The sequence below is a fragment of the Spirosoma sp. genome (assembly GCF_026391055.1).
Taxonomy (GTDB): domain Bacteria; phylum Bacteroidota; class Bacteroidia; order Cytophagales; family Spirosomataceae; genus Spirosoma.
Genome location: NZ_JAPLET010000031.1, coordinates 1 through 23,424, shown reverse-complemented (window position 1 = coordinate 23,424; position 23,424 = coordinate 1). Strand labels below are relative to the sequence as shown.

General features: G+C 48.9%; 19 protein-coding genes and 1 pseudogene. 8 read left to right on the top strand and 12 right to left on the bottom strand.

The features are described from left to right. Positions 1-651 precede the first annotated feature (651 nt). The 4 genes from NT073_RS31925 to NT073_RS31910 all read left to right on the top strand — a co-directional run bounded on the left by NT073_RS31925 (position 652) and on the right by NT073_RS31910 (position 6,688). Complete coding sequence (locus tag NT073_RS31925) at positions 652-1,041, top strand: LytTR family DNA-binding domain-containing protein (protein ID WP_297382211.1); 390 nt, start codon at positions 652-654, stop codon at positions 1,039-1,041. Positions 1,042-1,078: 37 nt separating this feature from the next. Next, positions 1,079-3,205: an AAA family ATPase gene (locus tag NT073_RS31920; protein WP_297382209.1), complete on the top strand. Its 2,127-nt coding sequence runs from the start codon at positions 1,079-1,081 to the stop codon at positions 3,203-3,205. 290 nt (positions 3,206-3,495) lie between these two features. Continuing rightward, on the top strand, positions 3,496-4,971 hold the full coding sequence (locus NT073_RS31915) for a hypothetical protein (protein ID WP_297382207.1): 1,476 nt from the start codon (positions 3,496-3,498) through the stop codon (positions 4,969-4,971). Positions 4,972-5,116: 145 nt separating this feature from the next. Beyond that, complete coding sequence (locus NT073_RS31910; RefSeq protein ID WP_297382205.1) at positions 5,117-6,688, top strand: hypothetical protein; 1,572 nt, start codon at positions 5,117-5,119, stop codon at positions 6,686-6,688. Here NT073_RS31910 and NT073_RS31905 read toward each other — a convergent pair. The 4 genes from NT073_RS31905 to NT073_RS31890 are packed head-to-tail and all read right to left on the bottom strand — an operon-like array spanning position 6,674 to position 11,229. Continuing rightward, on the bottom strand, positions 6,674-8,629 hold the full coding sequence (locus tag NT073_RS31905) for a WG repeat-containing protein (protein WP_297382203.1): 1,956 nt from the start codon (positions 8,627-8,629) through the stop codon (positions 6,674-6,676). The genes NT073_RS31910 and NT073_RS31905 overlap by 15 nt on opposite strands. 12 nt (positions 8,630-8,641) lie before the next feature. Continuing rightward, a complete protein-coding gene (locus NT073_RS31900) occupies positions 8,642-9,457 on the bottom strand; it encodes a hypothetical protein (RefSeq protein ID WP_297382201.1) in 816 nt (271 codons plus the stop codon). Next, positions 9,454-10,446: a hypothetical protein gene (locus tag NT073_RS31895; RefSeq protein WP_297382199.1), complete on the bottom strand. Its 993-nt coding sequence runs from the start codon at positions 10,444-10,446 to the stop codon at positions 9,454-9,456. The genes NT073_RS31900 and NT073_RS31895 overlap by 4 nt, the downstream gene beginning before the upstream one ends. A gap of 27 nt (positions 10,447-10,473) precedes the next feature. Then, a complete protein-coding gene (locus tag NT073_RS31890) occupies positions 10,474-11,229 on the bottom strand; it encodes a J domain-containing protein (protein WP_297382197.1) in 756 nt (251 codons plus the stop codon). Positions 11,230-11,412: 183 nt separating this feature from the next. On the opposite strand from NT073_RS31890, the gene NT073_RS31885 reads away from it, so the two are divergent. The 3 genes from NT073_RS31885 (at position 11,413) to NT073_RS31875 (ending at position 14,215) form a co-directional block, all read left to right on the top strand. Beyond that, positions 11,413-12,570 (top strand): hypothetical protein, encoded by a 1,158-nt coding sequence (locus NT073_RS31885; RefSeq protein WP_297382195.1) that lies wholly within the window; start codon positions 11,413-11,415, stop codon positions 12,568-12,570. Between the two features lie 224 nt (positions 12,571-12,794). Further along, positions 12,795-13,268, top strand: coding sequence for a DUF4157 domain-containing protein (locus NT073_RS31880; RefSeq protein WP_297382194.1), 474 nt, complete (start codon positions 12,795-12,797; stop codon positions 13,266-13,268). Positions 13,269-13,309: 41 nt separating this feature from the next. Next, the gene (locus NT073_RS31875; protein WP_297382192.1) at positions 13,310-14,215 is read left to right on the top strand and encodes a hypothetical protein; all 906 of its coding nucleotides are present in this window, start codon (positions 13,310-13,312) and stop codon (positions 14,213-14,215) included. Between the two features lie 833 nt (positions 14,216-15,048). Here NT073_RS31875 and NT073_RS31870 read toward each other — a convergent pair. The 8 genes from NT073_RS31870 to NT073_RS31835 all read right to left on the bottom strand — a co-directional run bounded on the left by NT073_RS31870 (position 15,049) and on the right by NT073_RS31835 (position 21,559). Next, positions 15,049-15,447 (bottom strand): hypothetical protein, encoded by a 399-nt coding sequence (locus NT073_RS31870; protein WP_297382190.1) that lies wholly within the window; start codon positions 15,445-15,447, stop codon positions 15,049-15,051. Positions 15,448-15,451: 4 nt separating this feature from the next. After that, positions 15,452-16,003 carry a hypothetical protein gene (locus NT073_RS31865; protein WP_297382188.1) on the bottom strand — a complete coding sequence of 184 codons (552 nt, stop codon included), beginning with the start codon at positions 16,001-16,003 and terminating at the stop codon, positions 15,452-15,454. Positions 16,004-16,088: 85 nt separating this feature from the next. Next, a complete protein-coding gene (locus NT073_RS31860) occupies positions 16,089-17,033 on the bottom strand; it encodes an AHH domain-containing protein (protein ID WP_297382186.1) in 945 nt (314 codons plus the stop codon). 154 nt (positions 17,034-17,187) lie between these two features. Beyond that, on the bottom strand, positions 17,188-18,570 hold the full coding sequence (locus NT073_RS31855; RefSeq protein ID WP_297382184.1) for an ATP-binding protein: 1,383 nt from the start codon (positions 18,568-18,570) through the stop codon (positions 17,188-17,190). Positions 18,571-18,780: 210 nt separating this feature from the next. Next, the gene (gene tssD / locus NT073_RS31850; RefSeq protein WP_297382182.1) at positions 18,781-19,197 is read right to left on the bottom strand and encodes a type VI secretion system tube protein TssD; all 417 of its coding nucleotides are present in this window, start codon (positions 19,195-19,197) and stop codon (positions 18,781-18,783) included. Between the two features lie 26 nt (positions 19,198-19,223). Further along, positions 19,224-19,622: a type VI secretion system tube protein TssD gene (tssD, locus tag NT073_RS31845; RefSeq protein WP_297382180.1), complete on the bottom strand. Its 399-nt coding sequence runs from the start codon at positions 19,620-19,622 to the stop codon at positions 19,224-19,226. 52 nt (positions 19,623-19,674) lie between these two features. Then, positions 19,675-21,045 carry a type VI secretion system contractile sheath protein TssC gene (locus NT073_RS31840; RefSeq protein ID WP_297382178.1) on the bottom strand — a complete coding sequence of 457 codons (1,371 nt, stop codon included), beginning with the start codon at positions 21,043-21,045 and terminating at the stop codon, positions 19,675-19,677. Between the two features lie 52 nt (positions 21,046-21,097). Continuing rightward, entirely contained in the window at positions 21,098-21,559 is a 462-nt protein-coding gene (locus tag NT073_RS31835) for a hypothetical protein (protein ID WP_297382177.1), read from the bottom strand. Positions 21,560-21,957: 398 nt separating this feature from the next. Here NT073_RS31835 and NT073_RS31830 point away from each other — a divergent pair. Beyond that, a pseudogene (locus NT073_RS31830) lies at positions 21,958-23,424 on the top strand (hypothetical protein); the annotation flags it as partial.

Genomic DNA, 23,424 nt, shown 5'->3' with positions numbered 1-23,424 from the left:
ATGGCGTAGGTAAAGGGGGCCTAAGCTCGAACAGAAGTAATAGATCATTAACTTCTGACTACAATTTTTTTTAAACTTTATCTCTATAAGATATATATGTGATCACAATTGGCAAAATGACTACCGCTTACTATATAATACTACCTAATCCATACAAAGGACAACTCTTTAATATAAAAAAGGGAATGACACCTATATATTTGTGTCAGTCAAGAGTCACAAAATAGATCAAGATCGAGTGCTTTTTCTTGTGTAGCCCACTGTTGATTCACCTTCTCTAAACGGAAGCACAATTCTTACGGCATGTTAGTAAATCAACTCAAAATGAGGGGTTTGTCGTCTTAAATAATGTAACCTTTATTTGTATTATGGTTACTAATTTGACTTTCTAGGTAGTTATGTGTCTTGTGTTGCCTAGTTGTATGCATTAATAATTACTATGAGAAGCGCTGTGTATACAAGTAGGGGCGGTATGTGATTTTCGGGCTTTACCCGGTGCGTGGCTCTATACGAAATTTGGGGTTATAGATGGGCATTGTGGGGCGGCAACAGTGAAGAAAAATGGTCAATTAAGGTTAGGTACATCTATAGGTCAACAGCCTCTGTACATTAATCATTACCAATGAATTAACCCATTACTATTTTCAAATCATGATTGATCTTACACCTCAAAATCGCATTGATATCCCAACGGGTAGAGAAAGGGTCAGCGTTCTTCGGGTTAACGACACTAAGTTAGGTTGGCAGACCCGGCCCATCAAAGATCTGGTTCTTATCAAAGGAGTACGTGGCTACAGCTGGTTGCAATGGTCCGACGGCAGTAAACAAATGATGGCCTATACCATCAAATACTACGTCAATAAGTTACCCGAGAGCGACTTTATTCGGGTACACCAGAATTGCATCGTAAACCGAAATCTTATCCAGAAAGTCCTGATAACACACCGGGGGCCGTTTGTGCGGCTGATTAATGGAGACGAAATTGTGATCTCTCGTCGGCGATGGATGGTAATAAAGCGCGATTTGTTGAAACAGTCGTAAAAGATAGTTTACTTTCAGGGTCTAAATCAGCTGATTAATGCCCTTTCTATTACAATCCTTCCGGGTTACTAATTTTAGATCCATCGTTGACTCGGGCGAGATACGTATTAACGATTGTACCTGTTTGGTTGGTACCAATGAGTCGGGAAAAACGAACTTGTTGATAGCCCTGCAAAAGTTGAACCCATCGAACGGCGAACTGATCGTTCCCTTGACCGATTACCCCCGCAAACAATACGTAACCTTCGACACAAACTCGGGAAAAGAGCCATTTATCCGGGCAACCTTCAGGCTCGATGAAGCCATTACGGCTCAGATGGTGGCAAAGCTAGGATATACCAAAGAGCTGGTGACGGTTGTGGAGGTGGCCCGCTACTACAACGGGCGGTATGACGTAAATTTTCCGGATTCGTTTTTAGGGCAGTACCCGAACAAGTACATTCATGCTTTACTGAGTGCCTTTTACGATCAATATCTGACGAGCGACCTCATTACGCGGGACAAGGAGGAAATTACACAGGACCTGCGCGAATTCATTGAACGGCTAGTTGCGCTCCTGCCGGAGTCGGGGAGTGTGGGTGAATACGATGTGTACAACCTGATCTCTCAACTGGATGAATTTATAACTGTTAAATACTCCCGGCGGCAAACGTTCCGGCTCTTTGTTGACGAACAGCTAAAAACACCCCTCGAAAATATTGCCCGTTTGCTGACCAATAAGCGTATTGTGCTGACTCCTGAACAGCAAAGGTTCTTAATTGACCAGCTGCCCCGCTTCGTTTATTACACGGATTATGGCAACCTGGACGCTGAGATTTACTTGCCACATGTTATTCAGAATAGCAGTCGGCAAGATTTGGGCTTCAAAGAGCGGGCTAAAGTCAGAACGCTGAAGGTGCTGTTCGATTTTGTTCAGTTGAAGCCTGAAGAAATTCTGGAATTAGGGTCGGAGATAAGCCAGACGAAGGTAATCACCCGCGATTCGTACGGACGGATCGACAGTACGGTGGTGGAAACGGCGCTCGAAAATACGGTCGATCAGGAACGGGAAAACAAAAAGAAGCGTGAGGTTATTCTTCAGGCGGCATCGGCCCGGCTTACGAAAGCTTTTCAGGAATGGTGGCGGCAGGGCAATTACCGCTTTCGGTTTCAGGCCGATGGTAATCATTTCAGGATTTGGGTAAGCGACGAAAAACGTACGGAAGAGATTGAACTGGATGGTCGCAGTAAAGGTCTTCAGTGGTTCTTTAGCTTCTTTTTAACCTTTCGGGCCGAGCAGGCAAACGGCCATTCTAACTGTATTCTGTTGCTCGATGAGCCGGGTTTATCGCTTCACCCGATTGCCCAGCAGGACCTGCTGACCTTTCTGCATTCACTTTCCCCAAACAATCAGCTTATTTATACTACGCACTCGCCTTTCCTGATCGGTAGCCAGGAGTTGAGTAACCTCAAAATGCTATATGTAGGATCAGATGGTAACTCAGTTATTTCCGACGATTACCGGACAACGGTGCATGAAGCGGAAGAATCGTTTTATCCTATTCGGGCCGCGCTGAACCTAAGAGCGTCGGAACAGCTGCTTACGTCCTGTCTGCCGGTACTCGTCAACGATGTTGCCAGCCAGATTTATTTACAACTCATAAAATCATACCTGTTGCAAACAGGGGCACATCCCGCCACAAAAGACCTCTTGTTTATTCCCGTAGGCGGAGCAGAGGGCGTTGAACCACTAACGCGGATGCTGGCGCAGCAAGTTGGTACACTGCCATATGTGCTGCTCGATGGTACGGTTACGGGCCATGCACTGGCTAATTCCCTGATTCAGGCATCGTATAGTGGCTCCCCTTCGCATGTGATCACGCTGAGCGGGTGTAAAACAGACGAACGAGTACTGGAAGATCTCCTACCCGCTACCGATCTCGCCCGGCATTTTTCCCGGATGTACCGCGGCCAGCAAACCGATGATTTCGATTATATCTTGCTCCCAAACCAATCCATTGTACGACAGATGGAGCAATTTGCCCTTGATAATGGCTACACATTAACTCCAGACTGGCGATTGACGCTGGCTGGGCAGGTGGCTAAAACGTTTGACAAGCTGACAGCCCGCCTTCAACCCGAAACGATCCAGGGCTGGATTGCACTGTTCAACAGGCTGGCCTGACAATAGCCTGATTGGCAATGAGGGGAGATGTGCCCTAAGTTCTGGCTTATGTATATATACGTCTGAATATCAATTATTTGGTCAAATTAAATATCTGCTTTGCAGCTTGAATATTTCACTTAATGCAGTATACTTGTATGTCTGTTGTGTTGATTAGATAATCTATTAAATCAAGTGATAAGTTAACACTAGTTGGCTTTACTTGGCAAGTAGTTGAATCGAACACCCAGAAAAGGTAATAATGCCAATACGGGCAGTACAGGCAATTTTTCGAGAGCGAAAGCAAACCAATGAATACATACGCCAACAAAATTCGGATAAGCAAAGGTCAGGCTATTGCATCCGGTTTATCTAACCAGCAATCTGGCGGCCACCTGGAGGACAATAGACCAGAAGCCATTGCCCAACGAAAGCTACAGCGAACGGCAAGTCATAGTCCATACGTCCAGCAGTTGAGAGCTATTCAGCACACCCTGCAAACCAGACAAGCGACTCAGTTGAACGGCTATTTGGCTAAAGGGCAGCTGCCCGTCCAGAAAAAAGGCGGCAATACTGGCCTGCCCGATCAACTGAAATCGGGTATTGAAAATCTTTCCGGTCATTCGTTGGGTGATGTTAGGTTACAGCGGAAGGCTAGTGTAAGAGGTGTGAAGGCGCTGGCGTCAGTTTCCCAGCTTAAAGGCGGAAAGCTCCTGCGTGGTACGCTCCCGCCAATGCCTGGCAAGGCACCGTTACAGGCATACTGGGCGGCCAAAAAGTCGTTTGGCGACGGCAGAGAGCTTAGATACTGGCAGCCAGTAGCAGAAGATGGCAAGGGATATCGCCGGGAGGGCTGGTATACCCGGGCGTATGACGGCAGCTGGGGAGACTCGTCGCAGTTTGTTAATTCGGATCCTTTGGTGTTCGATGCGCCAGGAGTGAAACGGCTGTCAAGATTAGCCTATCCGTCTGCGGCCGAAAACAAGCTGACTGTCGTAGAGGAACGGAAGGACTTTGCGGTTGAGGGAAGGGCGCGTAGTGGTAGAGCACTTAGAGGTATGCCCGCCGATATGCAGCGGCAGCGATTCGGCGAAATAGCCGCGTGGTGTATCGCAGTTGATGGCCTCATCGGTCTATTCGAACGGAATGAGAAAGACGTGGCAAAATGGCGGAACCGCCTGGCGGCATTGAGTGGAGCACAGATAGCGCTGGGCTTGGTAGCTGGGGGGATACTCATCAGCGGAATTGTGCTTACGGGTGGGCTGGCGGCTATCCCCATGGCCGCAGGAGCCATTGCAATTGGTGTTAGTTCGGCCGCAGCAGGTGTTGGGGTTGGTGCCGCGCGGGCTGTTGCGGAGCATGGACTGTCGAACGCCCAGCAGGAACATGGACGTCAGAGTGGAAAAGCCGTTGTAGGCGGGCTGGAAATTGCCAAAGGAGGAGGGGCCGTGGGGGCTAAAGAGGGGCTTACGCGAGGGCTTATGATTGCGGCAGAGGCCGGAGCCGCCGAAGCCGTAGGCGCTACTGCCGGAGGTGGTGGAGCCGTTCTTTCGGTGGTGAAAGGGGGTATGGGAGCGCACAAAGCTTACAAAGTCAACGTACACGAAATCTACAACCAGGTTAACTGGGGCGAACTACTCAGTACGGTGGAGCGGCTCAAAAAACTCGTTGACAGGAACTCGGCCGGATTCGATGGCGTGATGACAGCACAGGTAAAAATGAAGCTGGAGAAGACGGGAGAAAAGATTTCGAATATAGCCAAGACGAAGAGTCTCAAAGCTTGGTAAGACGGCGGGGTTAGGGGTCTTCATTTGCTCTTATACGTGATTTCTGCCCGAACCTACGGCGGCCAAATGCCCCATTTTTTCGTAGCTTTAATAGGCTCTCTTCCAGGTTTCTCATCAAGAAACATAGAGCAGAGCAACTCCCTGAATGTACCTGATCGAACAGAAAATTCCGTTCTCTCAAAGTCGAATCTGGCAACTCCAGCGGGAGTACTTCACCAGTGCCGGTATTGATGCCTGGCGTAGCGGTCAGGTACCCCACTACCTCACCAGTAATCCCGTAGTTGGGAAAACCTATGCCGAGCTGGTACTGGCGTTATTACGCGACTTATCTCTTAAAGGGCAACACAATGAGACCGTGTATGTACTGGAGCTTGGTGCCGGACACGGCCGGCTTTGCTACCACTTTTTCAAACATTTCGAAAAATACTACGAACAAAGCGCCATTCCGCTTCCCCCTTTCTGCTACGTGCTCAGCGACTTTACAGAATCCAGCCTGGATTTCTGGAGGGATCATCCTCGTTTGCAACCCTATCTGGAGAAAGGCTGGCTCGACTTCACCCTTTTTGACGTAGAAAGCAGCAACGAACTCTCGCTTAGCTACACTGGCCTCACCCTGTCGGTGCAAAGTTTTTCGCAGCCGCTGGTCGTGATTGCCAATTACTTTTTTGATACCATTCCACAGGCGCTTTTTCGGGTTACAGAAAAGAAAATATCCAGGGCTTTTCTCACTCTCACAACCACAGTAGACCCCGCCGGTTTGCACCCGGCAGAATTGATTGATGCCCTCGAACTCCAATACGATTACGAAGAAGTGCAGACACCGGTTTATGTCGATGATCCTGCTTTTAATGATCTCCTGGAAGTTTACCGCGAACAACTTCTAAACAGTCATCTGCTTCTCCCGGACACCGGTATCCGTTGTCTTGAGCGCTTGCGGAAACTTTCCCGGCAAGGTCTGATTTTATTGACGGCCGATAAGGGCGATCATCATGTGAGTAGTCTGGATTACAACCCCGAACCCGTATTGGTTACCCATGGCAGTTTTTCTACGAGCGTAAACTACCACGCCATTGGGCAGTATTGTACAAGCCAGGGAGGAGTCGCCCGCTTCCCCCGCCATCAACACGAACACCTGGATTTAGGCTGTCTGCTCTTTCTCGTAAATGCCGACAGTTATCAGGAAACTCTTCAGGCTTACGAGCGATTTGTCGGCGACTATGGCCCGGATGATTTTTTCATGATGAAAAAACTGATCGAACCGCATTTTGCTGCCTTCTCGTATGCCGATACGCTGAGTGTGCTCCGGCTAAGCGGCTACGACGCTCGCCTGTTTCAGCAGATGTTGCCCCGCTTGTTCGAAATCCTGCCTACTATCACCGACAATGAACGCTGGAACCTGTTGCTTGCCGTTCCCCGTATCTGGGACACGTATTTTCCGTTGGGTGAAACGGAAGATTTAGCCGCTAATCTGGGCGATCTGCTGGTGGCTCTGAACTTTTATCAGGAAGCCATTCTTTACTTCGAACTTTCTGTATACATATATGGCAAAAAGGCGGATGTTTACTACAAAATTGCCCTTTGCCATTGTTTAGTGGGTGATTTCTCGACCGCAGCCCCTCTCCTGAATGAACTTCTGGTGTATGCGCCCGATAACGAAGAAGTTCAGGCGCTAATTCGGGAGGTTAACAAGAATCGGCTGGACTTATGGCTGATCTGAGTAAACAAAGCCAGTACGGTCAATATACAGCAGTCGATTGTTTTTACGAATCAGCGCCAGCCCCTTGTGAAAACGATAGGCATGGCTAAACGCGTACGGAATGACAAGTTCGCCCGTTTGGTCGATGTAGCCCCACTGATCGCCCATCTGAACGGCGGCCAGTCTTTCCGAGAAGTTATCGGCATTGGTAAACTGATACGGAATAACCAACTGCCCCTGCTTGTTGATATAGCCGAATAAATTGCCTTTTCGGACAAGTGCCAGCCCTTCGCTAAACGGGAACACCATATTGGGCACAATTTCATCGAAATCGCATGGAATAACGAGGGCTCCCTGCGGATTGATGAAGCCTATTTTCCTCGCCTTTTTTACCGACGCCAGACCATCAACGAAACTGCCCGCCATGTCGAACTGGTAGGGAATAACAAGATTGCCGTCCAGATTGATAAAACCATACTGGCCATCTTTTTCTACAGCGGCCAGCCCTTCCGAAAAGGTAAGCGCAAAGGGTAATTCAAACGGGATACGTAGCGTGCCGTTTACATCAATGAACCCGTAGAAGCCACCAGTTTTTACGTTGGCTAACCCTTCCGAAAAATGTCCGGCAGAGTCGAACTGCGGGGGGATAACCGGTACGCCCTGTTCGTCGATGAAACCGTAGAGGGCGCTTTGACGAACACAGGCCCGGCCTTCGGCAAAATGCCCCGCTTCGTCGTAGATACAGGGAATTTGTAGCTGGCCTTTGGTGTCGATGAACCCGTATTTACCCAATTGCCGAACCACGGCCAAGCCCGCTCTGAACTCCCGTACCTCATCAAACTGGCAATCAATGGCCAGCGTACCTTCCAGATTGCAAAAGCCCCATTTCCCCTGTTTTCGTACCGGAGCGAGCCCGTCCGAAAAGAGCCCTGCACTTTCCCACTCTCCCGACCCAATAAGTTCACCCGCCTGATTCACAAACCCCCACTGTTTCTGCTGAAGGTATGGAATAAGGGAATTCTGGGTTGACATTACCCGTACAGGTGCGGCCACTGGTGCCGATTTTGATGTAGGCAGCAACTCCAAAAGGCCCATAATTTGTCCGGGCGGGCTATGAATGGCGTATTCCAGAAGACCAGCTCTGGCAGAAACCGGAGCAGACGATAATGTCCGAAACAGATTCCATTGGTCGGTCAGAAATGGCTCCTGAACAAGATCCAGCGTGAGGAGCAGGGTGTCGGTGTTCATATGTAATGCTGGCAACCGGCTCAGGGCGTGAAGTTCCAGAGAAAGAGCCAGTAGGCTGAAATCGTCCAGGTTGCGGTCGAAATGGGCGGGCGTGCGTGCCGGGTGCCGGTAGGGGAGGGTTCCGGTTTCGGCGGCTTCCTTTCCGGCAAGCGCGGGTACAAAACAACCGTCGTAATCAATCAGCACCAGTTGGCCATCGGGTCGAATCAGGATATTGTCTGCTTTTAAATCGCCGTGGGCAAACGGCTGATTGAGTAGCCAGCGAACCAGTTCATCGAACCGATGGGCGAGTTGTTCAAGCTTCTGCGTCTGCTGCTGGCGGCAACAGTCGGTCACATACTGGCTCAGCGTTTGCCCATCGACCCAAGGCATCAGAACCACATCAAATTCATGCTCCTGCCCAAAGCGGGTATCGACCCAGAGTTCATTAAGGTACAGCGTGAAAGGAATCAGGTAGTCCGATGGGTTTTCGGTCAGGTAGCGGCCAATGGCCCTTATCCGGTCCCGGCGTCCGGCGGCATCCCGCAAAAAACAGCGCAGCGCCATTTGTTTTCCCGTTTGCGGATCGTTCATGCGAAAGACAACAGCAAAGTTTCCACTGCTGAAATAAAGCTGATCATCGGCTTTCCTGACCGGAATCAGGTAATTGAGCCGACTCAGTGTTTCGGTAGCTAACTCGATGGATTGTATGTATTCGCTGATGGAAGGGAACATAGGTGACAGCTTCTAATAGGCAATCAGAATACAGGTATAATCATCGACACCAAGCAGCTCGTTGGCACGTAAAGACTGGGTATAGTGCAGGAACGTATCCGGCGACGCCAACGCCTGCCAGAGTGGTTCCCAAACCTGAGCCAAAAAGCTACCGGCTCCGGGCTGCCAGAACCGTTGGTGAGCCGAAGCCCGGTTGCCCAGAGCCGTGGGTAACTGACTCAATGCCGCCAGTTCGCGGTGGTCGCCCTGCAACGCCTGATACGCCATGAGCAAATATTGCCCCAAGGTATCGGTGCAGAGCGTCAGCTGTAGGCCGGGATCGCTGGGCCAGCAACCGTTTCGGAAACCTGCTGCCACGCACGGAAATTGCCAGTTTAGTAAATATGGAGCTTCTGCAAACTGACTCAGTGCCGGGTTGGAAGCCATGAGTTGGCTCGTGGCCGGGTTGAAACACAGCACAAGGGCATCGCCGTACACCGACCAGTGCAGCCCTGATGCCCGTCGATGCAGCGTGGCCAGCGTTGCCCCCGACCCTTCGCTCATAAACTTTAATTCGGTCAGGTAATTGACTGCGGCCCGCGCCTGATATTTGTCGAAGAAACGGCCCCAGTGGTTACTCAGCCATTCGGTAACTTCTTCAACTGTTTTGAACGGCTCAGCCGGAACCTGCTCGACCAGAAACCTGGCCCACTCGCCCGCGTAAAGCCCCGTGCCGCCCGCGCCATCTGCCACCGACCAGATGCCGGTATCCGGATCGACCCGCCAGGCGTCTTCGTTCTCGGCAAAAAAAGGGAATTCTTTGCCTACCGATGCGTATCTGGTCGTCATGAGTCGGGCCGCATATGGTGCGAAAAGTGTTGATTACTCTGGGTGGGGGTGCCAATGTTCATAAATTTGACCAGTGCATCCATATTTGCGTTACTGCACATACCCACGTAGAGCGGCCGCTGGTCGAGGTCAAAAAGGGAAGCTATATCGGTATGATACGGTGGCGGCATCTCACTCGACATGTCATAGAGCAGCCGGGCGTAGGGGTCGTTGCCGAGTTCACTGGCATTGGAGGGAAAAAGTACCGCTTTCCCACGCTCGGGAGCAATGTGAATATTCATCAGCAGCACATGACCATCGAGCGTGTGGAGTTGCCGGACGCGCTCGCTGCACGCTAGCAAGTCCTCGTCGGTGCCATCGGTGGCAACGCCATCTGTGATGTTCAGAATGGTGGGCGGGTACACATCTTTACCGGCATGAGCTGCCAGCCATTGCTGCACGAGCGATTCGGCCAGCAAGAGGGCACTTTTCATGGGTGTGCGGTGCCGGTGTACCGGCTCTATCCAGACCGGCCGTCTTTCGGTAACGGCAATCGTTCGGCCCCGGATGGTCCGCTGCGTAGCAAATTCATCGACCCGGATGGTGGCCTGGGCCAGTTCGGCCGGGCTAAGGAACGCTTTGCCATCCATAGTTCCCGACCATAGCAGGTTGGCTTGTTGGCTGCTTTGCCCACCATAGCCAATGAGTGCTACATCGTAATAATGCCGGATTTCGTCGCCTTTCTGGCAGCGGAGAAGAAGTTCACAGAGGGTTTGGTTGATGATTTGTGCCACGGCCTCGGCTTTGCTTACCGTTTGTTCCCGGTAGGTGGTCAGTTCGTCCATCGAACCAGACTGGTCGATGAGAAACAAAAACGCCGTTGGGTTTTGCCGCATGATCTGAGCCGTGTATGGGCGATCTTTCACAGGCTTTTGAAGGGCCTGTTGCAAGGTTGCCTGTAGCGCCGGGAGTGGCAATGTAAACGGATTGATAGGTAACAGGTTCGACATAGGGACCGTAGCAATGAACAACCAAAGCTACATTGTATGCAGCGACTGCGCCAATATAGCGAGGTGTTCCTGCAAGTTTTTTTGCAGCTGGTTGAAGTGAGCGACTTGCTCTGGAGGGCTCTGCGACATGATTTTATAACCTTCCTGTTGCTGGAGAATCTGGATGTCGACTTCAAGTGCCTGTTTGCGTTGGGTAAGCCGCTCAACCAGTTGTTGAAGGGCTTTGGGGGTATGGGTCAGGCTGTTTTCGTCCAGAAAGAGCAAGCCGTCCTGAAGTTGTTGCCCCAGTTGACGTACAACATTCAGATCTTTCCGTTCGTAAGCCTCGTTGAGTTGGGCCATAAAGGCCGTAGCTAGCTTCTGTTTGTCGGGTTCCTTAAAAAAACGGTCGGGATGGGCCTGGGCAACGGCCTTTCGGTACAGTTTCCGAAGTTCGGTTTCATCGGCAATTGTATCCGGCGCGGTAGGAGCGTTTGCCAGGGCTTCCTGTATCGTGCGCTGTGTTTGTTCAAAGCGGGCGTGGGCGTGGCGAGCTGCTTCTACATCGCTCCGACGGCGTGTTTTACTGGCTCGCCGGGCAGCAATTTGGTTCTGCAAGTGGGCAATTTCGCTCAGCAAATCGCCGAGTTGATGATGCAAACGCCGGTAATATGACTCAATAAGGGATTGAGTGCTGACTTTTTCGGCTTCGAGTGTTGTGATTTGGGTGAGGAGGTTGCGTATGTCTACAAGATTGATCGGTGATCGATAACTCTCCGGAGACGCACTCGCAATAGAATCCATAAAGCAGTAACAGACGTAGCCAGTAAGATGGCGTAAATTATTGATAATGTGTAAAATTTACGCCGTTTGTTCGAAATAATTGCTTTTCTGTAGAGCAGTCTGTAAACTTTGTAGAATTCTTCTTCTCTTTTGTCAGGGTGGTTGATGCACAAGGTTTACTTACCATCAAAGAGGCCATAGCCAATGGCATATAACCGTAGTTTACGAACTTCATCTGCTGATCGCGCTGCCGCTGCATCACAAGGTACCACGGATGCTGGCGCCCGCCAACAGGCATGGATTAATGACAGTCCCCGGCAGTTGCTGCAGTTTAAAAAAATAAGCGCATCCTATGGTTTACCGACAGCATCGGGCGGGGTTCAGCTGCAAAAGAAAGGCAAGATGCCCGTTCTTCAGGCTAAATTCTTTAAGGATAAAAAGCCACTCAGCGAAGAGAAGTTGACGGCTCTTCGCAGGCATATTCCCGCTGAAAAAGGGGACTTATTAACTATGCTGACGATCTTGGCTACTAATGCTGAGGAAATTGATATAGATAATCTTGGGTTCAAATCTCCGAAGGATTTCGTAAAGTATTTAGAAAATAGAGAAGCCGATTATCGCCCCTTTGTCTCATATTATCGTGAAAAAGAAGGGAGAATGGTAAAGGGTACTGCTGCTATTCCGGGTAAGCTAAGTATTGACCAGCCCGGTACATTAGAGAATTGGGGAGTGGGGAAAAGTACAGCGCATCAGGTTCCCAACGATTTGGTGGCTACTGACGAAACGGACTTGACACATGTGACCTTTGACTCATCAAACCTAAACTATAAGCGGGTTGATCCTAACTATGGGAGTAACCCCGGCGAATTTGGTACTGGCTTCTATACAACTACTGGCCATGAAACGGCACCGCAAGTGGAAGTTAGTAAGAAGTGGGGGAACGCAGAGACCGGAAAATCCCCTAAACACGTTGTGCGGTTCAGATTCAAAAATGCAGATCTGAGAAAGCTGGTCGATACCGATGAACAGGCCGCATTCTTAAGGCATATGCTACAGGCTAGCAATGGCTATCCGCAGGGAATGTCTGAAGAAGAGGCTATTGACATGATGAATGCCATCAATAAAAAGGGTAAAGTTCTGCTTTTTCCCGACGATAAGGAAAGATCCGTCTCCATCGACGAAGAGGCAAACATGACCTGGAGCGAGTACACAAATGCCAACGCTGGAGGAAGTGATCACTCTTTAGTAATTGGCCCTCAGCGACCACCTGAATTGACAGATATACGCCAGGTTGCTTTTCGTGGGGCAATGGGTGAGTACTTGATAAATAGCGCAAAGCGCTCCTTCCAGACGATAAAGTAATTACCAAGGGAGACGGTAACCGCATTTGGGATGCACGCGCACCGGTAGTAATGAGACACTACTGATGGAAAGGAATTATTGATAAGGCATAAAATAGTGGGTCGTTTGTCAAACTAAGTTTTAGTATGACTGAGGGACGCTCAACATAACGGATGAAATTCGTAGCTTTATGCTTAACACGTTAATTCATAAGATTTTGTGTAGCGCTGCGCTACTTACTGTATATGGCATACAACCCTAGTTTGCGAACATCACTTGCCGATCGGACTATTGCTCCATCACAAAGCACTACGTCTGCTGGCGGACAGCAGCAAGTCTGGATTAATGATAGTCCCCGTCAGTTGCAGCAACTCAAAAAGATAGCTCAACTGAAAGCGGGGATCATACAGCGTAAAGGCTTACCCGATAACCTAAGGCAGTCTATGGAGAAGGTTTCCGGTATTTCGCTGAATGACGTACAGGTGCATTATAACTCACAGAAACCGGCTCAGGTAAGTGCGCTGGCCTATGCTCAGGGAACCGATATATATCTGGGTCCTGGTCAGGAGCGGCATCTGGCGCACGAAGCCTGGCATATTGTGCAGCAAAAGCAGGGTCGGGTACGCCCAACTACTGAGGTAAATGGTGTAGCCGTAAACGATAATATACAGCTGGAGCGCGAAGCAGACGTTATGGGCGCGCAGGCCAGCCTAGGTTAGAACGTTCGACAAGTTGCGGGTATCTATAACTAAACAAGGAAATGAACAGGCAATCGCATCCATCGTCTTACCTGACAAACTACCGGGCCAGCGCCAGTCAGCTTGTACAGCGGCAAGCGACGAAAATACTTATTCCGAATGGGTCCATCACTCAACGGAAAATAGCGGACACAATCCGTAACAGTAGCCAGATTGGTAAGGCCACCGCGATTCAGCGTATGGCCCGGCAGGCTGTTGGTGGATTGCGGCAGGTTGCCCAGCGAAACAAGCACAAGAAACGGTTCCTGAACGTAATCACGCTTGGAATTCGCAAGGCCTACGTTAACAACAAGCGCGCCAACCGGGCAGCGCAAAATGGACCGGTACATATTCAACCCCTTATTGATCCGGTAGAAGAATTTGCCACCGCCTACGAAAAGTCACGCTATTACCATAAAACGCATGCCGATAATCTGAATTCTATCGACCAGACCGGGTTGCTAAATTACACCGATAGACAAAAAATTCTCGGCCATGACGTGGGTGGAATGTCAATGCTGGGTGGGGAATTTGCCGGTGATGAAAAGAAAGGTGTGTTCCTTGGTCCCAAAAAGTTTATGGTGGAGAATAAAATGACCAATCATGTAATACGGGCTTTTTTACCGGCCGATCGTACCAAAACACACATGTGGTTTAATGAAGATCAGGTGCCGTCGCACGAACTGATGTACGATGAAAAATTTCGGGGTGGAGCTGTTATTACCAAAGACAGCATTTTTGGCCCTAACGTCAGTGCCAGTGCAATGGGTGAGCTGCTGGAGAATGACGACCCCAAACTCCAGTCCATACTGGCGGCCGTTGCTACGCATTACGAAGGAAATGCTCCGGATGTACCGACCATGAAAAATCACCTTCGGTCTGCTATACATGCCCGTCGATTGTCCAATGCGGCTTTTGATAATGTGTAAAGAAGTGTGGATTTATTTACTGGATATGAGAAAGGACAATTAAGCCAAGGGGGAGCAATATTTGAACATATCTCTTTCGATGACGGGAGTTATTGGAGTACAAAGTTGTTGCCTTCAAGTGGAAGAATGGTTTACCTTGATATTCGGGAGGGAGTGTGTAAAGGTCAAGGATTCTCCGTTAAGGATGCTGACGCATATAAGGCATCTGACGTGAAAAATTGGTTGCTAAAGGTTACCTCTGATAAGGTTAAAGACCATTGGGTTGCTTACAGAAATCGGGCAACTTCAATATAATATATTGAAGTTAGGTCACTTTAGATACCAGATTGGACTAACTTTTAAGCGAGTTAAGCTTTCTTAGAGGCTCGCAAAGGGTAAGATATTAGTAGCGCAAAATGATTTTTTGCCGATATATGTATAGGATCCAATTTAACGTTGGGCAAAATGGATAAAACAAGTAATTACACTTCGACCGGTCACTCCCGCGTTGTAGTTAACTGCTTTTTGGATTCTTAGACTTACCGGTAGCAAACATCAGTATGTCTGAGTTCTCATAAGATAAGTATGCCCTCGATTAATTTATAAATAGCCGGCATACAGGCCAAAGATATGCGGTGTAAAGTGAATGACGGAGTTTTTGTTCGACTTGTTCAGTATGCTATCGTTTAAAACCATCTTGCGTAACATCAATCTCTAAAGATTGAGTCACGCAAGTTAAGCTACCACTACTTCAGTATTTTTCAAATCATTCTGATTAGCCAAAAAACCAGACCGTCAGAAAGCAGCTGGCGGCCGGGAAGTATTTCGCCGAATCAGACGTATACGCAAGCTAATTAAGCGGACAGGTCAGGTAGTTGTGCCCCAGAAAAGCTAAGCCACTCTCGGCAATAAGCCCGTGATTTTTCGCCCAGCAGAGTGGTTAATAAAGGCAGATATTCAGTATCTGCCGTAACAGGATTGATAACAGACTCCAGAAAGCCTGTTGCAACTGCATTCTTTACTTCGTCGCTGCCCGTATTAAGCATGTTTTCCATGAGCTGAAAAATAGCTTCAAGGTCGTTATTTTCCTTATTCTCCAGTTGTTCGTTTGTGTAAGCGGCCAATTCGATCATGTCGAGAACAAGACCAGCAGGTTCACCTTCCCAATAGTCTACATGCTCTTGCCAGCGTTCCTGAAAGCCCGGAACTGCTTTGAGTACTTCATCCATGCAATTTTCCTGTGTATAAGCCATAGTTTTAGCCAGTATAGGTGCCATCTAATGCAGCTGATAAGTCTGCTTTGAGTTTAGTAGCGATAATTAGGTCCTCGGCGCTTAATTGCGAACCACTCCGCATTACTTTTGCATTCTTGCTTCGTGTGATCAGTTTGTTTATTCCATTGAGTACATCGGTGCATTTAATCTGGTGATCGGCACCGCCAACTTTAGCACCCCCGTTTTTCTCATGCGTGCATGCCGCCAGTGCGCTGCCGTCACCAATGGCTGCACCACCCACTGGAGCGGCCTTAAAGAGTGCATTTACAATATTTTTGAGCTTAGCAGAATCTTTGCTGGTGCCCGTAACAACAGGTTTAGGTTGCTGTTGAATGACTGCCATTTTGAATTGAAACGTGCTCGCCATGTCGCGACCGGAGAACTTATCTTTACTCGCTGGCTGCTTGGTTATCAGGCGTTGTACAGGCGGTAATAAACCCAAAGGGGCCACTAAGGGATCTTTTCCCTTACTGCTAACGGAATGAGCCTGGGCTCGGTGCCGATCATCAGCATCATGTTTTTTTTGTATTCTCATGAAGTAGATTCGTTAAAATTAGTTAGAGAAAGAGTAAAACCTAGTAGCCTTAACGCCAAACAAAACCAAAGCACAACCCTTACAATTAGAGCGTTAGCGTGCTGTTCTGGTTATTCCATTCCATCTTGAATACAGAATAGGGAATATCGTCTATATACTTATAGCTATTATTCTTATTAACTGCCCGCAGGGCGTTCATAATCAATTTTAATTCTTTTTGATCGAGCGCTTTTTTGGTTAGCCTCTTTTTTACACCACCCAGTAATGTCCCGACATTTTTTGTGTAAGGTTTATGGTCATACTGGTTGGGTCGGCGATGGGTTGGTTTCTTATTGGTTTTATGATACGTTGCGGGCAACATCATTCCATTTTCCGGGATGTCCACAATGTTTTTCAAGGCAGGATGTGTACGATGTAAAGAAGCTGGAATGAGGTGTTGAGCTTCTCTGTTCAGTTTCCATTTGGCGAACGCAAGAAGGCTCTTCTTCTTACTTCTATTATAACGGCCCCTCGCCAATGCACCAGAATCTCCTACCACTCGTGCACCTTTATAAGTGGAGTCGTCTCCGTTTGACCTCGAATCGTCTTCTATGAGTTCATGATGCACAAGGAATTTTTTGACTGTGGAGTCATGCCACCCATTTTCGTCCAGGTCATATTCAATATCAGTATAACCAACCCCAGTGCCCTGGAACTTTGACTTATATTTATTCCAGAACTGTTTGGTTGTTAACTTTTTCCCATCAGTATCTTTTATTTGCTGAACCACGCCAGTGCCCTGTCCTGTCCGGAAATTAGCTGCCTTCACTTGTATCGCTTTCAACTGCTTAACCTGGGGGCTGGTGTTTACCCTGTTCTGCACTAGCCGGGCTTGGACAACTGCCAGACTTGTGTCACTCTGGCTCTGAATTTTACGCTGTAAAGACGCTTCGGGTCGATTGTTTCCAGGGAAGCTAAAGTTGTGCAGGCTGTTCGTCGTAGTGGCTGTGACGATACTGTTTTCTTTATTCCGTTGAGCTGAGATTTTCATAAACGTTTCAGTCTTTCAGTGGTTAGTTGATCCTTAATAACGTTACCGATGCCATCGGGTTTTTATGTAACTAATTTAGTGCTAAATTTCTGAATATGAGCAGTTTGCTAGTGTTATTGTTGTGGATATTTAAATGTAAACTCATATGGGTTGACTAATACCCTTTTTTTGTACTCTTTTCCACTTCTTCCAGCGTTTTTCCTTCTTTGTAGTATTCTTTCTTCATGCCCGTCAGAATATCATCCTTACGGATAGGCCGTTTATTCTGAACGGCTGAGAGCACACAATACCGCAGTACGTTAATGATAGCCCCCCCGGCAATGCTGTATTTTTCAGCCAGGCTATCGAAGTCAACATCTTTGGCCAGTTCATAAGGCCCGGCAAAGGCCTGCTTCCATAGCTGTGCGCGTTTGGTCACGTTAGGAGCGGGGAAGTGAATGATGGACTGAAAACGCCGGGCGAAGGCTTCGTCAATGTTTTCTTTTAGGTTGGTTGCCAGGATGACAATGCCCGGAAAATCCTCAATTCGCTGGAGCAGATACGCTACCTCCTGGTTGGCATGGCGGTCGTTGGAGGTGTTGGTGCTGGTTCGTTTGCCAAACAAGGCATCGGCCTCGTCGAAAAATAAGATCCATTGCCGGTTCTGGGCCATATCGAAAACCCGTCCGAGGTTTTTCTCAGTCTCACCAATGTATTTGGACACCATCATCGACAGGTCTATTTTATACACGTCGAGGCCGGTAGAGCGGCCCAGCAGGCTGGCGGTCAGTGTTTTGCCGGTTCCAGGGGGGCCGTAAAACAGCGCCCGGTAGCCCGGCTTCAGGTATTTTTTTAGATGAGCATTTCCCAGAAGTTCATCGGCGTGCTCAATCCAGGCTTTGATTTCCATAACCTCGGTCATAACCTGATAATCGACCACGAGGTCATCCCAATCCATGGGCGTTTTTACCAGACTAGCCGGAAAATCGGGGCTGAAATTGGGTTTACTCAATTCGCCAGTGGTCAGGTACGCTACATAGTCGGGCAGCAGCACCAGCGAAGCACTCAGGGCAGGTTCATCCGATTCGGCTACTTCCAGCCGAACTATGTTTTTTCGGAAGAGGACAGATTCGTGCAGCAAATGTGTTTGCAGCAAAATGCGCCGGTTGGTATCATCGCCGGTTAACAGAAAAAGGGCTGTTTCGCCGGTGGGCAGAAATCCGCTGTGGTTCTTGCCTTTTATGCCCCCAAACTCTGTAAACCCCCGGTTATAGGCAGTATTCTGAACAAAAAAGTAATCGAGCAGCTGCGGCCGGATGTGCGGGGAAAGCGTTAGTATCAGTACCAGCCGATCAATGGCATTTAGTTCATGTTCCTGTACTAGCCGGGCATACGGCGAATCGTCCTTGTTGAGGTCGGGTAGCGGGATTTCTTCGATGGACTGGTAATCGCATTCCGTCTGGAAATAAAGCTTGAGCCGGGTGTCTATAACTGTTTCCAGCCAGGCGATTTCCCGGTTAATGGTGGCACTGTTTAACGAAATTGCAAAAATGTCCATGAATAGGCGAGCGCCGATTTACCTGTGTTTAGTCGTTAATGGATTACGGCCTGGCGATGTTCCGGCGTTCTGCTTAACCGCCTTTGCCCAAATCGGGCGTTACCAGGCTGTGCAAGAGCCAGCGAGGGACTAATCCTGATTTGGGCAAAATTGGAAGCATGAAGAGCTAACAGGTAATCAGCAATTAGTTCGTTGCCGATTACCTGTTAGTTAGCTGTTTATTGGCCAGCTTGCGTCGTAAACGGCGGCACCAATGGTTATTTTCTCCGCCGTGATGGAAATATCCGCCATGAAATTGCTGGACCCTGCCGGTTGAAAGCCTTCTTTGTAGCTCGTGATGTAGCCATTTTTGAAGTCGACCGTACGGAAAGTGCCGTCTTTACCAGACTGCCAAAACTCGATCTTCCCATCAATCGATTTATTTTGGGCATTGATCATGGTATCGATCAATTTCTCGTTTTGCGTGATTTCAATGGATAGCGACATATCACCTGCCCGAACAGCCGAAGAAGGGCGGCCTTTTTGATCGAAATCTCGCGAGAAAGATGTTCCGAAACTGAGAACATCAAACTTATCAGTACCAATTGTCAGGGTTGAGGTAAACCCTACATTCGCTGCATCTGCCATGTTTGTGTCTAATTAAAAGGTAGTACTTATTTCTTCACGGGCCACCGCTGATCCAATACCGCGGTCTGGATCGTGATTTTCTCCGCTGACAAGGTGAGCGAACAGGTATACGCGGCACCTGCTGCCGAGAACGATTCACTGTAGTTGACAATATAAGCGTTCTCAAACTCTATCTTACGAGTCACACCATCATCACCGGCATCCGTGAATTCTAATGAACCTTTATCAAAGGGCTTGTTCTGCGAATTAACCATTTGCTCAACCAAGGCTGATTTATCGGTGACTTCTACCGTAAATGAGAATTGGCCGCCCATAACGTGGCTGGAAGGTCTTCCTTTGACGTCAACAGATCTGGAAAAGCCAATATCTCCTCCAAGAATATCGAATGTCTCTTCGCCTAGTTTTATTTTACTTGAATACGGCATAGATGTAAATTGAAAAAGTTGAAATGTTAGGAATAGTCAGTTGACAGGGCGGTTATACTTCCGCATAGTCTGATACCCATTCCGGGCTTTCAACATCATCGCCCCGGCGTCCGTCGAGCCGGATAACGAAGCTCTTGGCCGGGAAATAAGGTGTTAGCCGAATGTCGAGATAAATGCGGTCTTTTTGCTTGCTGTCGCGCTCAAGCCGAACAATCTTGAACTGATCCAGCAGTTTGTTCGGCCCTTTGATGCTGTCCAGGTAGTTAGCGATTTGACGGCGTAAGTCAGCTTCGATCAACGTATTCCAGTTTTCAAACGCCCGTCGGTTGAGAAAGTCGAACAGCACTTTGGTGATGTGATCGAATACCCGCACTACAGAGTAAGTTTGCAACCCCAGGTTATCGCCGTTGAAGAGGGTTTTACCACCAAAGGCCATCACGCGGCTGTATTCATACACCATCGGCACGAGGTTGAGCCGTTCGAGCGCTGATAGTTCGCTTTTTCGAAGCTGAAACCGTACACCCGTTACCTCGTTCATACCACCGTGTTTCTTACCCGCCGTCACCTGCGACATCAGGGTGTAGTAAACTTTACCGGCAAGGGCTGCGGAGGGTGGAACATACAGGTCTTCTGTTTCACCAACGGTCTCCAGTTTCTCCCGGCCCAACGCCCAGTTACAGGTCATGATGACATTGGACCTGAACAGTTCGGCACCTGTCATATCGGCCGTACTGAATAAGTCGATTACATCGTCGGGGCCTTCCAGATCCGCAAAGTCGGTAAAGAGCATGACCTTGTTGGCATGGGCAATTTTAGCCCATTTTTCCAGAACGGCATTTGAGCCCATGAAGCCCGGTACAACCAGCAGCGAATAGTTCTGGCGCAAATCAAGGCGGTCATAGTTTTGCTTCAACTCATCGGCAATATAGTCGATAACGCGCGAGTTGTCGAGGTCGGTTAGTTGATCGAAGCTGGCATTTACGACCGTAACATTCGATAGTTTATCCGCTTCCGCATTTTTAAAGAAAAGGGAGAGGGCACGGTAGCTAACTTCGAGATCGTGTGTGGCGGTCAGAGCTTTCAGCAGGTTTTTGTTCAGGCTGGCCTCCACTTCTTCGGCTTTTGTTCTGGCAGTGTCCTGCATCTCGTTCTGATTATCTGAGGAGCTCAGAACGTCGACCCATAGTTTAAGTTTTTCTTTCAGAATGGCCCGATCCGTGGCTTTGGTAGGGTCGCTGAGGTAGATTTTTTTGCGGGCCTTACGGCTTGGGTTGAGGTTTTGCGATCCTTCCAGGAATGTTTCCAAAAAGGCGTAGCCACCAAAGGCCTGCAAAACGTTTATTCCGGGTAATTCACCAGTGGCAACGGCTACTGAGGGTCTTGCATCCAGTTCCGGCTGCGGGTTAAGTGATTCGCTCTCCATATGCTAGGAAGATCTTTGGCAAAAAAGGTGAAAGATTTTTTTAGATGTAGACTTAGGCGGCTGTTGCTTCTTCATTGGCTTCCAGCTCGGCAATCAGGGCCTGAAGCGTCTGAATCATTGCGGCTTTGGCTTCGGGCTGATTAAGAGCTGTTTGGAGAATACGGTGACTCTTCAACCGATCGTTGATTTGAGCATACTCCTTATACTGGGCGTCCTGCGACCGGAGGAAGGGGCTGTTCATGACCATATCTTTGGCCCGAAAGTCGGCTACACTCCGGAACTTAAGGACTTCCTTTGCTGGCATGCCGTCAAGCGCTTCAAACTCAACTTCTACGTTGGGTTCGAATTTTGCAAAGACGTCGGCTACCGTTTTGAGCCCGTATACAACTTCCGGGTTAATCGGGTCCTGCTGCGTTAATTTCTGCGCCAGTAAAGTTCTGTTAAACGGAATTTGAGCAATCCCTTCAGAAGCTTCCGGCTTGATTTCGTTACCACCAATTTCGAATTCAAACATAATAGTTTCGGATTTTTACATGTAGAAGTCCAAAACTAGAGATTAGAATATAAATGGCAAGTGGTATGAAAATGAGGATGGTACCTTTTCAAACAAACGGTATAGTTAATTTCAATCAAGCATTCTTTCCGCCTTTTTAACCGATGGCCAGGCTTAGGCCCGTTGCCAGTCGGGGAGGTAGTAGGCGGTAAGTGTCCGATCAGGCAAATAGACTACCTTGTCTGTAGGTAAAAGGCTTTCGTTTGTGCTTTGGCTTCCTCAAAAGCAGATTATCGCTACCATCTGTTTGAAACAGCTTGACTTTTCGGTCTTTACAGGGATATATATGCAGGTTTTATAGCCTTTCTGCTTTATCCTGCTATCTCCCTGTTGCCCATAACCTATCAACCCTGCATTTCATGGCTTTACCTGTACGTATCTTTATCCTCCTGCTAATTAGTTTACTATGTATAAGTAAGCCTTCACAGGGGCAGGTTACAATTGTTTCGGTTTCGCCTACCCCTGTTTGTGCCGGTGCCCAAATCACGGCTTCTTACTCAACGGCGTCAAGTGGCTCAAAAACGCTTACCCTGTTCTTATACAGAAGCGGAGCCGCCGATTCAACTCAGTTAACTCAGATCACCACAAATAATATCAGTGGGACAATCGATGCCATCATTCCCAGCAATACCATCGGTGGCTCGTATACGGTCCGGATCAAGCAATTAATCACGTCGCCGACAACCTCCACGGCGATCAGCCCTAAAAGTCCGGTCTTTACGATCAATGCGATTCCAACGCCCCCATCGGTCTCGAACATTACTTATTGTACGGGTACTTCGGCAGTCCCCTTATCGGCTACCGCTTCTCCCGGCGGAACGGTACTTTGGTACACATCTGCTTTGGATAACCAGTCTTACAGTGCAATTACTCCATCAACCACCACACCAGGGGCAACTACTTATTATGCCAGTCAGCTCGTAAACAATTGTGAGAGTACTCGTCAGAGTATGACGGTTACGGTTTTGGCTCGCCCTTCAGCTCCGTTGGTCAGTTCAAACTCCGTGACGTATTGCCAGGGTGCAGCTACCTTACCCTTGTCGGCTACTTTGTCGGGCAGCGGTGGTACATTAAATTGGTATGGCCCGACTGGCAATGTACTTGCAGGTGCACCTACGCCCTCATCGTCTGCAACAGGCAGCCTCGATTATTCGGTAAGCCAAACAAATAATGGTTGTGAAAGTGATAAGGTGACGATAACCGTAACCATCAATGCAAAGCCAGCACTGCCGACTGTAACGCCTTTAAATGTTTGTCAGAATACGCCCCCTGTTTCGCTGGCATCATCGGTATCGGCCGTGGGTACGCTCAAGTGGTACGCCGATGCCAGTACGACTACCTTCTCGTTAGTAGCCCCCACACCGCCTACAACTACAGCAGGAATAACCATTTATTACGTTAGCCAGACCGATGGGAATGGTTGTGAGAGTGACCGGGAGCCGCTTAAGTTTACGGTTTTTGCGCTACCGGCTGCTCCGGCAGTTTCGCCCACTCCGGTGACTTACTGCCAGGATGTAACGGCTGTTCCTCTGGTGGCTACTGCCGCCCCTGGTGGCACATTGAACTGGTACGATGTGGCAACCGGTGGTACGAGCGTTGCATCCTTGATCCCATCGACGGCAGCTTCGGCCAACTACTACGTGAGCCAGACAGTTAACGGCTGCGAAGGACCGCGGGCTACCATCAATGTCATCATCAATGCCAAGCCTGCCAGACCAGCCGTCACCACACCGGTGGCCTACTGCCAGCAGGCTACGGCGAGTCCCCTGAGTGCCACGGCTGGAGCCGGCAATTCGCTGCGCTGGTACGGCACGGCTGTTACCCTG